This window comes from Gemmatimonadaceae bacterium (assembly GCA_016720905.1).
GTDB lineage: Bacteria > Gemmatimonadota > Gemmatimonadetes > Gemmatimonadales > Gemmatimonadaceae > Gemmatimonas.
Map to the genome: position 1 here is coordinate 217,188 of JADKJT010000029.1, position 15,342 is coordinate 232,529.

The following is a 15,342-nucleotide window of genomic DNA, read 5'->3' on the forward strand; positions in this document are numbered from 1 at the left end:
CGTGACCGATACCGATCACTCGACATACAGTTCGCCGCTCGCCGAACGCTACGCGTCGCGTGCCATGCTGACGCTATGGGGACCCTCCACGCGCTATGGCCTGTGGCGTCGCCTGTGGTTGGCGCTCGCCGAATCACAGCAGTCGCTGGGCATTCACATCCCCGACGCGGCGTTGACCGCCATGCGGGCGCACCTGGATGACATCGATTTCGCCGCGGTGGCGGAGTATGAGCGTCGATTCCGGCACGATGTCATGGCCCACGTGCATGCCTTTGGTGATGTCGCGCCGGATGCCCGCAAGTTCATTCATCTCGGTGCAACCAGTTGTTACGTCACGGATAATGCCGAACTGATCCTGATGCGGCGCGGTCTGGCGTTGCTGCGTGAGAAACTGCTGGATGCGCTGGCCGCGCTCGATGTCTTTGCGCGGACCTGGAAGGACATGCCGGCGCTGGGCTATACGCATCTGCAGCCGGCGCAGTTGACGACGGTTGGCAAGCGCGCGACGCTGTGGATGCAGGACATCCTGCTCGATCTCGACGACCTGGAGTCGCGGGTGGCACGTCTGCCGTTTCGGGGCGTGAAGGGCACCACCGGCACGCAGGCCAGTTTCCTGACGCTGTTCGATGGCGATCACGAACGCGTCCGTGAACTGGACCGCATGGTCACCGCGCACATGGGGTTCACCGCATCGATTCCCGTGTCGGGACAGACCTACACGCGCAAGGTGGATGCCCAGGTACTCGACGTGGTTGCGGGCATTGCCGCCACCGCCTCAAAGTTTTCCGGCGACATCCGATTGCTGCAGGCGTTCGGCGAGATCGAGGAACCCTTCGAGTCGCAGCAGATCGGTTCGTCGGCGATGGCCTACAAGCGCAACCCGATGCGTTCCGAGCGTATCGCGGCGCTGGCCCGGTTTGTCCTGTCGCTGGAACCGAACGCCAATCAGACGCACGCGGTGCAGTATTTCGAGCGCACGCTCGACGACTCGGCCAACCGGCGCCTGGTGATCCCCGAAGCCTTTCTGGCCACGGATGCCCTGCTCGTCCTGATGCAGAATATCGTGCGTGGACTCGAAGTCCATCCCGCGCGAATCCGACGCCGGGTTGATGACGAGTTGCCGTTCATGGCCACCGAAGAACTCATCGTGCGCTTCGTGCGCGCTGGCGGCGACCGTCAGGAGGCGCACGAACTCATTCGCGGCCACAGTATTGCGGCCGCTCGCGCGGTGAAGGACGGTGCGCTGCACAATGACCTGCTGGAACGGCTGGCCGCCGATCCGGCGTTCGGCATCCCGCTTGACGACCTGCGCGCGGCGGCTGATCCGCACCGCTTCGTGGGGCGCGCGCCGCAGCAAGTGGTTGAGTTCTGCGATGAAGAGGTCGCGCCATGGCTGGCGCGAGACCGATCTGACGCCGCCATCGAAGAGGTTCGCGTATGAGTCCCGCACTCCTGACGACGCAGTTACCGCTGCCTCTGGTACGTCGTGGCAAAGTCCGCGATGTGTACGCGGTAGGCGCCGACCGCCTGCTGCTGGTCACGACCGACCGCATCAGTGCGTTCGATGTGGTGATGCATGAGGCTATTCCGTTCAAAGGCGCGGTGCTCACCCAACTCACGGCGTGGTGGCTCGACCAGTTGAACACCCGTGTCGCGCATCACTTGTTGACGGCCGACACGAACGAGATCATCCGTCGAGTTCCGGAATTGGCGGCGTATCGCGATCAGCTTGCCGGTCGGACGATGCTGTGTGTCGCGGCCGACGTGGTACCCATCGAATGCGTCGTGCGCGGTTATATCACCGGATCCGCCTGGAAGGAATACCGTCAGTCAGGCACGCTGGCTGGCGAGCGACTGGCGTCGGGACTGCGGGAGAGCGACCGACTGGATCCGCCACTCTTCAGTCCGGCCACCAAGGCGGAAACCGGACATGATGAGAACATCACGATCGCGCAGGTGGTGTCGTCACTCGGTGCCGAGACGACGGCGACCCTTGAACGACTGGCGCGCACGATCTACGAGTTTGGTCGCGCCACCGCGGAACCGAAAGGCATCATCGTGGCCGACACCAAGTTCGAGTTCGGCTGGCGGGACGGCCAACTGCTGCTGATCGACGAAGTGCTCACTCCGGACAGCTCGCGATTCTGGCCAGCCGCCGACTATGCGCCTGGTCGCGGACAACCCAGTTTCGATAAACAGCCGCTGCGCGATTGGCTCGACCGCGAACGGCAGGCTGGTCGCTGGAATGGCGAAGCGCCACCGCCGACGCTTCCGCCGGAGATCATTCGTGCCACGAGTCTTCGCTATCGTGATGCCTTCCATCGTTTGACGGGCTCACCGCTTGATGTGTCCGGTCTCGGACTCCCAGAGGATCCCTCCTGATGTTTGCCCGCGAAGGCTATCCATTCATTGTCGGCGCTGCGGCGTTGGCCGCACTGACCTTTGCCGCCGCGCTGCGGCTCCGCTCGTGGCCGCTGTGGCTGGTTGCCTTCCTGCTCACCATCGTGGCGCTATGGGTCGCCTGGTTCTTTCGCAATCCCGAGCGCTCCGGAGAACGAGGAGCGGGTGTCGTGATTGCGCCGGCAGATGGACGTGTCGTCCTGATCGTGCCAATCGACGAACCGACCTTTGTGCACGGGCCCACGATGCGGGTGTCGATCTTCATGAACGTGTTTGACGTGCACGTCAACCGGTACCCCGTCAACGGCATCGTCGAGCATGTCGTGCACACGACCGGCAAGTTCCTGAATGCCATCTCCGAGGCCTCCAGCGCGGAGAATGAGCAAGCGTCGGTCGGGATCGTCAGCGGACCGCATCGAATCCTGGTACGCCAGATTGCCGGTCTCATTGCCCGGCGTATCATCACCGATTCCGCCCATGGTGATCATGCGACGCAGGGCGCGCGGATGGGATTGATACGATTCGGTTCGCGGGTGGATGTGTTTCTTCCCCCGTCCGCCACCCTGCAGGTGGCCGTCGGGCAGCGCACCGAGGCGGGTGTGACGGTCATCGCACGGCTGGCCACCACGTGAGCGCCGACGTCGGGATCCGACCGCGACGACCGCGCCCCAACGCGGCCATCGCGCTGCCAAACGGTTTCACGCTGGCGAATCTGTTCTTCGGCATCTTTGCGATTGTCGCGGCCTCTCGCGGTGAATTCGACGCGGCCGCGCGCTATATCGTCTTTGGCGCGATCGCCGACACACTTGATGGCCGTATCGCGCGCGCCACGAAATCGGGCACGCGTTTCGGCGAAGAACTCGATTCACTCGTCGATGCCATTTCCTTCGGCACCGCCCCCGCGCTGATCATGTATTTCGCCGTGTTGCAGGGCGGACGCTGGGAGTGGATTTTCTGCTTCTTCTTCACCGCCTGCGCCGTGATGCGACTGGCGCGTTTCAATGTCGAACAGGCTGGCCGCAAGACCACGCACTTCACAGGCTTGCCGAGCCCGGCGGCCGGCATGACGCTGGCGACGTACTACTGGTTCAGCCAGACGTCGCTGTACACCGAGACGATGATCGGCGACCTGCCATGGCATCAGATGCTGCGATGGGTCATGCTGGGGCTCGGCATGCTCATGATCAGCAACGTGCAGTATGCCAAGGTGCCATCGGTGGGATTCCGCACGCTCCGCGGCATTCTCGGACTGCTGCTGGTGGTCGGCACGATGGTCGGTGTGATCTTTCTGCCGAAGCAGTTTTTCTTCCCTGCCCTGATGACCTACGTGTTGTACGGGATCGGGCGCACCGCATTCCTCGGGTTGCTGGACCGCCTTCCTGGCGGACATGACGACCCCTCGGCAGACGTCGTTGCCGATGATGATGATGACGACGACAATGACGCCGCCCGGCGCCGCCGGCGTCGCCGTCGCAGAACTCCACCATCCAATCCCGGCCTTGCCCCGGGCCGCGAGGACTCCACTGCATGACCCGTTATCGGCTGTCGATTCACATCGTGCCCCGACGAGGCATTCTTGATCCGCAGGGCAAGGCGGTGGCTGACGCCCTGCACTCCCTTGGATTTCCGCAGGTGGGCGACGTGCGCGTCGGACGCTACCTCGTGATGGATGCCGAAGCGACGTCGGCCGACGCCGCACGGGATGCGGCGCGGGCCATGTGCGAAAAGCTGCTGGCGAATCCGGTCACTGAGGATTTCGAGATTGCGGCGGTGGAGCAATCGTGAAGGCAGGCATCATTCGTTTCCCTGGATCGAACTGCGACGAGGATGCGTATCGCGCCGTCGCCGATGTGTTGGGTCAGGAGGCCGTGTACTGCTGGCACAAGGATCACGACTTGCAGGGCGTGGATCTGGTCATCCTGCCGGGTGGGTTCAGCTATGGTGATTATCTCCGGCCCGGCGCGATTGCGCGATTCAGTCCGATCATGCGGGAAGTTGTGGCGTTTGCCAATCGCGGTGGCCCCGTGCTGGGCATCTGCAACGGATTCCAGATTGCCTGCGAGGCCGGGTTATTGCCCGGCGCCCTCCTCCGGAATGCCAGTCTTCGTTTTGTGAGTGCGCCGGTCAATCTGCGAGTGGAGAGCATTGCGACGCGGTTCACCTCGCAGTATCACGTGGGTCAGGTGATCCGCGTGCCCATTGCGCACGGTGATGGTCGGTATACCGCCGACCCGGACACACTCGCGCGGCTCGAAGGTGAGGGGCATGTGGTCTTTCGCTACGTGAACGCGCTGGGTGAGGCGACGGATGCCGCCAACCCCAACGGATCCGAGCGCCACATCGCCGGTATTGTCAACCACACGGGCAATGTGCTGGGTATGATGCCGCATCCGGAACGGGCGATGGAATCCGCACTCGGGTCCACTGATGGTTTGCCGTTGTTCGCCTCAATTCTCGAGTCGATGCTGTCGGCGGTGAGCGCATGAGCCGCGTCCAGTCGCGACCAGGTGATCCCGTGATCACGCCGGCGCTCGTCGCCGAACATGGCATCACCCCGTTTGAATACGAGCGGTTGCTGACGATGCTGGGACGGGCGCCGACTTTTACGGAGCTCGGTGTCGTCAGTGCCCTGTGGAGTGAGCATTGCTCGTACAAGCACTCCCGCCCGATGCTGAAGACCCTGCCGACACAGGCGCCCTGGGTCCTGCAGGGGCCCGGCGAGAATGCGGGGGTGATTGCCGTTGGTGACGGATGGGCAGTGGCCTTCAAGATCGAGTCGCACAACCATCCGTCGGCGGTCGAGCCCTATCAAGGGGCGGCCACGGGGGTCGGGGGGATTCTGCGCGACGTGTTTACCATGGGGGCGCGCCCCATTGCCCTGCTCAATTCCTTGCGCTTCGGGCCGCTCACTTCGGGTCGCGTACGCTGGTTGTTCGCCGGTGTCGTCAAAGGCATCGGCGACTACGGCAACTGCGTGGGTGTGCCGACCGTGGGCGGTGAAGTGGTGTTTGATCCGTCGTACGAGGGCAATCCGCTGGTCAATGCGATGTGCGTCGGTCTCATGCGTGAGGACGAACTGATGCGCGCCGTCGCGTCAGGCGTCGGCAATCCCATCATGGCGGTCGGCGCGCGCACCGGTCGCGATGGAATTCACGGCGCCTCGTTCGCGTCGGAAGACCTGTCGGCGGCGAGCGAGGCGAAGCGACCGATGGTGCAGGTGGGCGATCCGTTCACCGAGAAGCTGCTCCTGGAAGCGTCGCTTGAGCTGATTCGCAGCGGCCACATCGTGGCGATTCAGGATATGGGCGCCGCCGGTCTGACGTCGTCGTCCGCCGAGATGGCGGAGCGCGGTGATGTCGGCGTCACCATTGACGTGACCAAGGTGCCGGTGCGCGAACATGGCATGACGCCGTACGAGATCCTGTTGTCGGAATCGCAGGAGCGCATGCTGGTGGTGGCTCGGCTCGGACACGAGGAACAGGTTCGCGCGATTCTCTCTCGCTGGGATCTCGAGGCCGCCGTCATAGGTGAGGTGATTGCGGAGCCCGTCTACCGTGTCACCGAGGGCGACCGCGTGGTGGCGGAGTTCCCCGGCTCCCGGTTGGTGACCGAGTGTCCGCAATACACGCTGCAAGGGGTGGAGAGCGAGTCGCTGCGGGCGGCCCGGCATCTGGACCCGGCCGACATCATGCCGTTGGCGGAAGAGCGCGATCATGGCTGGACGCTGGAGCGGTTGCTGGCGTCCCCGACGATCGCGAGCAAAGCGTGGGTCTGGCGCCAGTACGATTCCACGGTGCGCACCAGCACGGTGCGTGGACCGGGGAGCGACGCGGCGGTAGTGCGTCTGCACGGCACCAACAAAGCCATCGCCTTGTGCATTGACGGCAATGGTCGCCATGTGGCGCTCTCACCGCGAAACGGCGGCCGCGCGGCGGTCTGTGAGGCGGCGCGCAATGTGGCATGTACCGGGGCTCGCCCGCGCGCGATCACCAACAACCTGAATTTCGGAAATCCGAAGAAACCGGAAGTGTATTATCAGCTGAGCGAGGCGATAATCGGGATGGGCGAGGCGTGTACGGTGTTGGAGACACCCGTCACCGGTGGCAATGTGTCGTTGTACAACGAGAATCCGCAGGGCGCCATCCATCCGACGCCGACGATCGGCATGGTCGGAGTGATCGAATCACTGGCGCATGTGACGCCGTCCGCGTTCCAGCGTGCCGGCGATCACATTGTCCTGCTGGGCGAACCGACGGACGAGTTGGGCGGCAGTGAGTACCTGCTGGCCATACACGGTCTCACCATCGGTGAGCCGCCGGTCTGTGATCCGGCGCAGGAGCGTCGGCTCATTGATGCGCTGCTGGACGCGATTGCGTCCGGTGTGGTGTGCTCGGCGCACGACTGCAGTGACGGGGGCCTGGCGGTCGCACTGGCGGAGTGTGCCATGCTGCAGCGCGACCAGCCATTCGGCTTTGCCGTCGACCTCTCGAAATGGGCACACCTGCCCCATCGCGCACTGTTGTTTGGCGAGGCGCATGCCCGCGTGGTGATCTCGACCTCGGACGCGACGACGGTTCGGGCGATCGCCGAGCGGCACGGGGTGCCAGCGCACGTCATCGGTACCGTGACGGACACCGACAGTGGCGCACAGTTCACGATTTCCGACGAGTCATTCAGCGCGCCGATTGCCTGGTTGGCGCGCGCATTTCACGAAGCGATTCCGACGGCGATGGACGGGGAGACGCCCGCAGCGCATGCGGTGGCCGCCTCGCACGCGCCGCTCACCGACTGATCTGGAGTTCACGCATGTGTGGCATCTTCGGAGTGTACGGCCATCGCGACGCGGCGGCACTTACCCAACTGGGTCTGTACTCGCTGCAGCATCGCGGACAAGAATCGGCCGGCATTGTGTCGGTCGACGAGCACGGACACGCGCGGGTCAGCCGGGCGATGGGTCTCGTTTCGGAAGGGTTCGCGGAGTCCGAGATGCTGGAACTGACCGGACCCGTCTCGATCGGGCATACGCGGTACAGCACGGCAGGTGCCTCGGCGATCGAAAACGCCCAGCCGATTCTGGCGCGCGTGCGTCGCGGGCACATCGCCCTCGCGCATAACGGCAACCTCACCAATGCCATCGAATTGCGTCGGGATCTCGAGGATGACGGTGCGATCTTCTCGTCCACCATGGATTCCGAAGTCATCGTGCATCGGATCGCGCGCGCACATGGCGCGTCACCGGAGGCGCGGGTCGCCATGGCGCTTGACGGCGTCGAAGGCGCCTACTGCCTGCTGATCGTGCTCGACGAGACCGTCATTGCGGCCCGTGATCCGCACGGCTGGCGTCCGCTCGTCATCGGCAAACTGGGGGACGGGTGGGTGTTCGCGTCGGAGTCGTGCGCGCTCGACATCGTTGGGGCGACCCTCGAGCGCGAAGTGCAGCCCGGTGAGATTGTCGCGGTGGACGCCCACGGCATACGGTCGCTGCAGGGGTTCACGTCGGCACCCATTCATCGATGCGTGTTTGAGCATGTGTACTTTGCCCGACCCGACAGCAAAGTGTTTGGCGGCTCGGTGGATCACTCGCGTCGCGCCTTGGGTCGGCAGTTGGCGCGGGAGTGTCCGGCACCGGGCGCGGATCTCGTGTTCGCCGTGCCGGATTCCTCAAATTCCGCAGCGCTCGGCTATTCCGAGGAGTCCGGGATTCCGTATGAGTTCGCGTTGATCCGAAATCACTATATCGGCCGGACGTTCATTCAGCCGACACAGGCGGGCCGGGATGCCAAGGTCAAGGTGAAGTACAATCCGGTACGCGAGTTGCTGGACGGCAAACGCGTGGTGATGGTCGACGACTCGATCGTGCGCGGCACCACCACGCGCGGACTCGTGTCGCTGGTTCGCGCGGCCGGGGCGCGAGAGGTGCACATGCGCGTCAGCAGTCCCCCCATCATCAGCCCGTGCTACTACGGCATCGACACGCCGCGCCGTCAGGAGTTGATTGCCGCGCAGATGACTCACGAGCAGCTGGTGCGTCATTTGGGCGTGGACACGTTGGGCTACCTGACGCTCGACGGCATGCTGGATGCGATGCCGGACGGCCCGGGTGGCTATTGCCACGCGTGTTTTTCCGGACGGTATCCGACTGCGACGCCGGCGGAGCCGGAACTTTTGCGAGCGGGTGGTGCGCAGGGCATCCCCGCCGGGATTGCCTGATCACCCACTAGCGGAGATTCGCCCGTGACGCGCACCGTCTACTCCTTCGGCAATGGCAGGTCGGACGGCACCCGCGAGATGAAGGCGGTGCTGGGCGGCAAGGGCGCGAATCTCGCGGAGATGACGAATCTTGGCGTGCCCGTCCCGCCGGGATTCATCATCGCCACCGGCGAATGCGTGGCGTACCTCGACAATGGGTCCATCGCGGAGCGTCTTCGTGACGAGGTCGCCGCGGCCCTGCGGCAACTCGAGACCGCCAGCGGGAAACAGTTTGGGGATCCAGCGAATCCGCTGCTGGTGTCAGTGCGCTCGGGCGCCGCGGTCTCCATGCCGGGTATGATGGAGACGATCCTCAATCTTGGACTGAACGACGAGACGGTTGAGGGATTGGCGCGTGCCAGCGGCAATCCCCGCTTCGCATTTGACTCGTACCGTCGCTTCCTGCAGATGTATGCCGACGTGGTGCTCGCCGTGCCCATCTCGCGGTTCGAGCAACTGCTCAGTTCGAAACGCCTGGCACATGGGGTGGCGACGGATGCGGAGCTGCCGGCTGAGGCGCTGCGTACACTGGTCGCCGAATACAAGCAGGTGATTCGCCTCGGCGCCGGTCGGGAATTCCCGATGGACCCGCGCGAGCAGTTGTGGGGCGCCATCGAAGCGGTGTGGCGTTCATGGACGCTGAAGAAGGCGGTGGACTACCGGCGCGTGAACGGCATCTCGCACACGCTCGGCACGGCGGTCAGCATCGTGTCGATGGTTTTCGGCAATATGGGCGATGATTCCGGGACCGGCGTGGCCTTCACGCGCGATCCCTCCACGGGAGAACGGCGCTTCTACGGCGAGTTCCTGGTCAATGCGCAGGGTGAAGACGTGGTGGCCGGCATTCGCACACCGTTGCACATCGATGAAATGGCGCAGCATCTGCCGGCGGCGTACGCGCAATTGCTCGAGACGCAAAGCGTCCTTGAGCAGCATTTTCGCGAGATGCAGGATCTCGAGTTCACCGTGGAGCGGGGGACGCTGTACCTGCTGCAGACGCGGACGGGCAAACGCACCACGGCAGCGGCGCTTCGCATTGCCACGGAGATGGTGACGGAGGGATTGATCGATCAGCATGAGGCGGTGCGCCGTATCCAGCCGAACCAGCTCGATCAGTTGCTGCACCGCGTGATCAGCCCGACCGTGCGGGCGACCCCGATTGCGATCGGGTTGCCGGCCAGCCCCGGGGCCGCCAGCGGCATGGCCGTGTTTGATCCGGACGCCGCGGAGCAACGCGCCGCAAAGGGGGAGCATGTCATTCTGGTACGCGAGGAGACGACGCCGGAGGACTTTCACGGCATCGTCGCCGCGCGCGCCGTGCTGACAGCCCGCGGCGGCATGACGTCGCACGCCGCCGTCGTGGCGCGGGGCATGGGCAAATGCGCCATCGTCGGATGCACGGCGGTGGAGATTTCGCATCAGCAACGTCAGCTGAAAGTCGGCGACATCATCGTGCGAGAAGGCGAGTTCATCACGCTCGATGGCGGCACGGGCCGCGTGTTTCTCGGTGATTTGCCCATGGTACCCAGTGAGGTGATGCGCGTGAACAGCGGGACACTCGCCGCGAGCGAGTCCCCGGTGTACCAGTCGTTCGCGCGCCTCATGACCTGGGCCGATGCCGAGCGTCGACTGAGGGTGCGCGCCAACGCCGACACCCCCCGCGATGCGCGGGTCGCCCGCAGTTTTGGCGCGGAAGGCATTGGCCTTTGTCGCACCGAACACATGTTCTTTGAAGGGGATCGCATTGTCGGGATGCGCGAGATGATTGTCGCACGCGACGAAGGGGGGAGGCGACGCGCGCTCGAGAAGCTGTTGCCAATGCAGCGCGCGGACTTCGAGGGCATCTTCGAGGCGATGGATGGCCTTCCGGTCACTATTCGACTCCTCGATCCACCGTTGCATGAATTCCTGCCCCACGACGGCAAGGAATCGGTGATCCTGGCGCAAACACTGGGGATTCCGCGCGCGGAACTTACGCGAATCGTTTCGGCACTGCGCGAATCCAATCCGATGCTCGGCCATCGTGGATGTCGCCTCGGCATCGTGTATCCGGAAATCACCGAGATGCAGGCGCGGGCGATCTTCGAGGCCGCGGTGCGTGTCTCGCGACGTGGCATTGAAGTGCACCCCGAGATCATGGTGCCGCTGGTGGCAGACGTTGCGGAGTTTCGCCACCAGCACGCGGTCATCCAACGGGCAGCGGAGAGCGTGATGGGCGTCATGGGCGAACCGGTTCCGTACCTGACGGGCACGATGATCGAGTTGCCTCGCGCGGCGCTGACGGCTGACGAGATCGCGACGGAGGCCGAGTTCTTTTCGTTCGGCACGAACGACCTGACGCAGACGACTTTCGGCTTGAGTCGTGACGATTCCGGTCGATTCCTGCCGCATTATCTGGAGATGGGACTGTTGGCCGACGATCCGTTTCAGGTGCTGGATCGACGTGGCGTCGGCAAGCTCATTCGCATGGCGGTCCACGATGGTCGGGCCGTGCGCCCGGGACTCAAAGTCGGCATCTGCGGCGAACATGGCGGTGACCCACAGTCCATCGCCTTCTGCCACGGCATTGGCATGGACTATGTCTCGTGCTCGCCGTATCGCGTGCCGATTGCGCGACTTGCCGCAGCGCACGCGGCGCTGGCGGAGGGAACATCCGCCACCAGGCATTGAGTGATGAACGCGCCGGCTTTTCCACGTCCAGACCGTATCGCCGTCATTGGTGCCGGGCCGTCGGGCATCACGGCCGTGAAGAACCTGTTGGACGCGGGATTTCGGAACATTGTATGCTATGATCGGAATGAAGCCGTGGGTGGCAATTGGCTGTATCACCCGGGCTCGTCGCACTCAAGCGTGTTCGAGACCACGCACATCATCAGCTCAAAGTCGCTGTCGCAGTATCATGACTTTCCGATGCCGTCGTGGTATCCGGACTACCCCTCCCACACGCAACTGGCCGCGTACTTCCAGTCGTATGCCCGTCATTTCGGCCTGGAGCAGTTTGTCCGCTTCGGCACCGAGGTGCACCAGGCCGAACCGACGGCCGAGGGCAGCTGGCAACTCACGGTTGAGTGCGAAGGCGTTGTCGAAACGTCGGTATGTGATGCGTTGGTCGTGGCGAACGGGCATCACTGGCGTCCCCGAGCGCCGACGTATCCGGGATCCTTCACGGGAACAATCCTCCATTCACACGACTTCAAACGCGCGGCCCCCTTCGCCGGGCAACGCGTGTTGGTCATCGGCGGTGGCAACTCCGCATGCGATGTCGCGGTCGAGACGTCACGCGTCTCGGCGCACACCGATCTTTCATGGCGCCGCGGCTACTGGATCGTGCCGAAGTTTCTTTTCGGTCAGCCGTCCGATATTGTCGGTGCGCAATCCCGGTTCCTTCCGCGTGCCGTCCGGTCGCGCATAAATGCCGGACTTCTGCGACTCCTGCAGGGTCCGAACTCGCGCTACGGCCTGCAGGAGCCCGATCATGCGTTCGGCGCCACGCACCCGACGGTCAACTCCGAATTGCTGTATGCGCTCCGCCATGGACATATCGGGCCGCGCCCCGACATTGCACGTTTCGATGGTCGCGTCGTGCACTTCACCGACGGATCGAGCGCGGAGTACGACGTCATCATTGCCTGCACGGGCTATTGGATATCCCACCCGTTTTTCCGATCCGATCTGATCGACTTCTCAAAGGGCCCCGTGCCGCTGTACCTGCGCATGTTCCCTGCGCGATTCCCGTCCCTCGCCTTCGTGGGACTGTTCCAGCCGCTGGGTTGCATCTGGCCGGCCGCCGAATTGCAGGCCAAGGTGCTTGCGCGCCGATGGAGCGGCGCATGGACGCCACCGGCGGACCTCGAGGCAGCCATTTCGCGCGAGCTGCGCCACCCGGACTATCCGCAAGTCGACTCGCCTCGCCATACCATCACGGTGGACTATCATCGATTCAAGGCGCGGCTGCTCCGACAGCTACCCGGGGGATGGCGCTCCACCGATCCCGTGACGGATCTCGTCGACATACGTCAACGCGCGCCGACCTGAGTTGTATCCGTTGCGGGGTCGGACCGTCACCCCGCTGGCCGCACTTATTACGTGAAGCGGGATCCGTCGTGACAGCAGCCCTCGCGCGTCGTCGATGATGCGAACGCGCAGGGAGACGTTGCGGCACGTGGCCGACACGCCTTGACGCGCACGATGAATGAGGCGCGCATGGTCGGTGTATCGATCGCTGCCCTGTCACTGTTGCTGACGCTACCAGGGGCCAGTCCCGCTGTCGCTCGCGACGCGTCGGCGTCACTGCCGGGCATCAAGATGCCGCATGTGCCGATGCCCAAGGTGCGCCTGCCGCGCCTGACGAAACGCAACGGCTCCAGCGAGGCGGTCGTGCAGACCAAGCGACGTCTCAAGGCGCTGGTGGGGGACCAGGAGGCGTGGTACTCGGACCATGGCAGCTACGGCGCGAATGCGAATACCATGGCGCGAAACGCCACGCGAACGGATTCGTCGTTCGACAAGGTGCAGATTCAGGTGTTGTACGCAGGCAAGAAAGGCTGGACGGCCATGGCGTCGCACCCCGATGCACCGGGTAAGAGCTGCGTGATCTACGTGGGCTACCGCAACGCGCTCCCGATGATCCCCCGTACGCGAGCGGACGCCCTGGATGCATCGGCCGAGGCGCAACCGGCCTGTGATCGCTGATCGCTCGGCATAGTCGAACAAACGCACAACGCCCCGCCGACGAATCGGCGGGGCGTTGTGCGTTTGGTTATCCACCTAGTGGAGGTGGGGGAATCGAACCCCTGTCCGAGACTAGATCGACCTCAGCGTCTACGTGCGTATCCTATTGATTGAGGTCTCCGTTCACTGGCCAACAGGAAGCCCATGAACGAACAAGTCTACAGTTGTTTCGCCCGACGGCGGCAGACGCACCGCCAGACTAGCCCAGATTTGCGATACTCACGTGCCGCCCCGGGCGGGCTGCCTCGTGAGCACTGCCGGGTAACCCGAAGGTTACGCGGCGAGCGCCAGGTTGTTGTTGGCGATTGTGATTTTCCCGAGTGTTTTACCAGGTGCTCGAGGACCTGGGCACGCAACCAAAGCTTCACCAACCCCGTCGAAGCCAGTCACCCCCGAACGGCACCCTAAAGATAGCTGCAGTCAGGGCTCGGCAACAGCCGTTGGGGCGATTCCAGGTACCGCGTGAAGATGCCCTCGACTTCCGAGAAGTCCCGGACCTGATGCAGCAACTTGCGCAGTTCGGCGGAACCCGGAAGGCCCTTCACGTACCATCCCAGATGTTTGCGGAATTCCAGCGCCGCGCCGAGGGGATCGATTTCGTACTCCTGCACCATCCGTGCATGGGCGAGTGCGAGCGCAAATCGTTCGTGAACATCCGGCGTCTCCGGCAACGGCAATCCGTCAAGCAAGGCGCGCGTGTGTCGAAAGACCCACGGCTGGCCAAACGATCCTCGGCCGATCATGATGCCATCGCATCGGGTATGCTCGTACATCCGGAACGCGTCATTGGCCGTCTTGATATCACCGTTGCCAAGGACCGGGATGTCGAGCGCGGCGACCACAGCGGCGATCTCGTCCCAGCTGGCAAGACCCGAGTACATCTGCGTTCGTGTGCGCGCATGCAGGGCCAACACCCGCGCGCCGGCGTCCTGACATCGCAGCGCAATCCCCACCGGGTCCCGCATCTCTTCATTCCAACCGCTGCGGATCTTGCAGGTCACCGGAAGATGCGTCGCGCGGGATACGGCGCGAATGATGGTCTGCACCAGGTCGAGATCGCGGAGACAGCCCGAGCCGCCGTTCCGGCGAACGACCTTCTTGACCGGACACCCGAAGTTGATGTCCACGAAGTCGGGCTCGAACAGGTCGGTGACCATGGCGGCCGCATCCGCCATGGCATCGGGTTCCGCTCCAAAAATCTGGACGCCGATCGGGCGCTCTTCCTCGGCGAATCGCAATTTGCTGACCGTCGCCGGATTCTCCCGACGGATGCCCTCGGCCGACAGAAACTCCGTCACCACCACGTCCGCCCCGTGCTGATGGCACAAACGCCGAAAAGGCGATTCCGAGACACCCGCCATGGGGGGCCAGGTAAAGCGGGACCGCGTGGGGGGACTGGAACGGAAACACCTTGCGGGCCATGGGGTTGGAAGCGACTTACGCTGACGTGTTGCGGCAACGCGATAGGTTTGACACCCGCCGTCCAAGGGTTACCATACAAGGCTATGGAACTGCGCGAGTTCTTTTCCGAAGATGCCGTCCAGCTCGAGCTTCAGGGCACGACCAAGGACGAAGTGCTGAAGGAGCTTATTGGGCTCCTCAAGCTGGACGAAAAGTCCGAAGGTATGCTGTTCAAGATGCTGAAGCGGCGAGAGAATCTCGGTTCCACCGGGATTGGCCGTGGCATCGCGATTCCGCATTGCCGATCGCTGGTCGTCAGCCGACTACGCGTGGCATTCGGCCGCAAGACGGCGGGAGTGGATTTCAAGGCGATCGACGACAAGCCAGTCCATTTCCTGTTTCTGATTGTGGCGCCCCCGCTGGAGGTGTCCAATCAATATCTCCCGGTGCTCGGCAAGATCGCACAATTCAGCAAGGAGCAGGACGTGCCGGGACGTCTGCTGGAGATCACCACGGCGGCGGAATTCATGGCGCTGCTTGAGGAAAAGCGGGTCTAGTCGT

The 15,342-nt window shown here is 63.8% G+C and carries 13 protein-coding genes and 1 other RNA gene; 12 read left to right on the top strand and 2 right to left on the bottom strand.

The features are described 5' to 3' along the window. Window position 1 precedes the first annotated feature (1 nt). From IPP90_17670 to IPP90_17720, 11 genes are all read left to right on the top strand, one after another. Window positions 2-1,441, top strand: coding sequence for an adenylosuccinate lyase (locus IPP90_17670; GenBank protein MBL0172502.1), 1,440 nt, complete (start codon window positions 2-4; stop codon window positions 1,439-1,441). Beyond that, window positions 1,438-2,382, top strand: a complete 945-nt coding sequence (locus IPP90_17675; GenBank protein ID MBL0172503.1) for a phosphoribosylaminoimidazolesuccinocarboxamide synthase — start codon at window positions 1,438-1,440, stop codon at window positions 2,380-2,382. Before IPP90_17670 ends, IPP90_17675 begins: the two co-directional genes overlap by 4 nt. Then, complete coding sequence (locus IPP90_17680; protein MBL0172504.1) at window positions 2,382-3,032, top strand: phosphatidylserine decarboxylase family protein; 651 nt, start codon at window positions 2,382-2,384, stop codon at window positions 3,030-3,032. The genes IPP90_17675 and IPP90_17680 overlap by 1 nt, the downstream gene beginning before the upstream one ends. After that, window positions 3,029-3,931 carry a CDP-diacylglycerol--serine O-phosphatidyltransferase gene (gene pssA / locus IPP90_17685; GenBank protein ID MBL0172505.1) on the top strand — a complete coding sequence of 301 codons (903 nt, stop codon included), beginning with the start codon at window positions 3,029-3,031 and terminating at the stop codon, window positions 3,929-3,931. The genes IPP90_17680 and pssA overlap by 4 nt, the downstream gene beginning before the upstream one ends. Next, complete coding sequence (gene purS / locus IPP90_17690) at window positions 3,928-4,185, top strand: phosphoribosylformylglycinamidine synthase subunit PurS (GenBank protein ID MBL0172506.1); 258 nt, start codon at window positions 3,928-3,930, stop codon at window positions 4,183-4,185. The genes pssA and purS overlap by 4 nt, the downstream gene beginning before the upstream one ends. After that, on the top strand, window positions 4,182-4,886 hold the full coding sequence (gene purQ / locus IPP90_17695) for a phosphoribosylformylglycinamidine synthase subunit PurQ (protein ID MBL0172507.1): 705 nt from the start codon (window positions 4,182-4,184) through the stop codon (window positions 4,884-4,886). The genes purS and purQ overlap by 4 nt, the downstream gene beginning before the upstream one ends. Further along, complete coding sequence (gene purL, locus IPP90_17700) at window positions 4,883-7,192, top strand: phosphoribosylformylglycinamidine synthase subunit PurL (protein ID MBL0172508.1); 2,310 nt, start codon at window positions 4,883-4,885, stop codon at window positions 7,190-7,192. Before purQ ends, purL begins: the two co-directional genes overlap by 4 nt. A gap of 14 nt (window positions 7,193-7,206) precedes the next feature. Beyond that, window positions 7,207-8,610 (top strand): amidophosphoribosyltransferase, encoded by a 1,404-nt coding sequence (locus tag IPP90_17705; GenBank protein ID MBL0172509.1) that lies wholly within the window; start codon window positions 7,207-7,209, stop codon window positions 8,608-8,610. A gap of 24 nt (window positions 8,611-8,634) precedes the next feature. Continuing rightward, window positions 8,635-11,319 (top strand): pyruvate, phosphate dikinase, encoded by a 2,685-nt coding sequence (locus IPP90_17710; protein ID MBL0172510.1) that lies wholly within the window; start codon window positions 8,635-8,637, stop codon window positions 11,317-11,319. A 3-nt stretch (window positions 11,320-11,322) separates the two neighbouring features. Further along, on the top strand, window positions 11,323-12,684 hold the full coding sequence (locus IPP90_17715; GenBank protein MBL0172511.1) for an NAD(P)-binding domain-containing protein: 1,362 nt from the start codon (window positions 11,323-11,325) through the stop codon (window positions 12,682-12,684). A 141-nt stretch (window positions 12,685-12,825) separates the two neighbouring features. Then, window positions 12,826-13,341: a hypothetical protein gene (locus IPP90_17720; protein MBL0172512.1), complete on the top strand. Its 516-nt coding sequence runs from the start codon at window positions 12,826-12,828 to the stop codon at window positions 13,339-13,341. Window positions 13,342-13,417: 76 nt separating this feature from the next. On the opposite strand, the gene ssrA is transcribed toward IPP90_17720, so the two are convergent. Together ssrA and dusB are read right to left on the bottom strand one after the other, a co-directional pair. Then, window positions 13,418-13,774, bottom strand: a transfer-messenger RNA (tmRNA) gene (gene ssrA / locus IPP90_17725). A 10-nt stretch (window positions 13,775-13,784) separates the two neighbouring features. Further along, on the bottom strand, window positions 13,785-14,741 hold the full coding sequence (gene dusB, locus IPP90_17730; protein ID MBL0172513.1) for a tRNA dihydrouridine synthase DusB: 957 nt from the start codon (window positions 14,739-14,741) through the stop codon (window positions 13,785-13,787). A 144-nt stretch (window positions 14,742-14,885) separates the two neighbouring features. Here dusB and IPP90_17735 point away from each other — a divergent pair, with 144 nt between their 5' ends. Beyond that, window positions 14,886-15,338 (top strand): PTS sugar transporter subunit IIA, encoded by a 453-nt coding sequence (locus IPP90_17735; GenBank protein ID MBL0172514.1) that lies wholly within the window; start codon window positions 14,886-14,888, stop codon window positions 15,336-15,338. Window positions 15,339-15,342: the final 4 nt, after the last annotated feature.

Bases quoted from the DNA above. Each gene is read 5' to 3' on its own strand.
- IPP90_17675 (MBL0172503.1), top strand. From the start codon at position 1,438: ATGAGTCCCGCACTCCTGACGACGCAGTTACCGCTGCCTCTGGTACGT.
- IPP90_17680 (MBL0172504.1), top strand. From the start codon at position 2,382: ATGTTTGCCCGCGAAGGCTATCCATTCATTGTCGGCGCTGCGGCGTTG.
- purS (MBL0172506.1), top strand. From the start codon at position 3,928: ATGACCCGTTATCGGCTGTCGATTCACATCGTGCCCCGACGAGGCATT.
- purL (MBL0172508.1), top strand. From the start codon at position 4,883: ATGAGCCGCGTCCAGTCGCGACCAGGTGATCCCGTGATCACGCCGGCG.
- IPP90_17705 (MBL0172509.1), top strand. From the start codon at position 7,207: ATGTGTGGCATCTTCGGAGTGTACGGCCATCGCGACGCGGCGGCACTT.
- IPP90_17715 (MBL0172511.1), top strand. From the start codon at position 11,323: ATGAACGCGCCGGCTTTTCCACGTCCAGACCGTATCGCCGTCATTGGT.
- dusB (MBL0172513.1), bottom strand. From the start codon at position 14,741: ATGGCGGGTGTCTCGGAATCGCCTTTTCGGCGTTTGTGCCATCAGCAC.
- IPP90_17735 (MBL0172514.1), top strand. From the start codon at position 14,886: ATGGAACTGCGCGAGTTCTTTTCCGAAGATGCCGTCCAGCTCGAGCTT.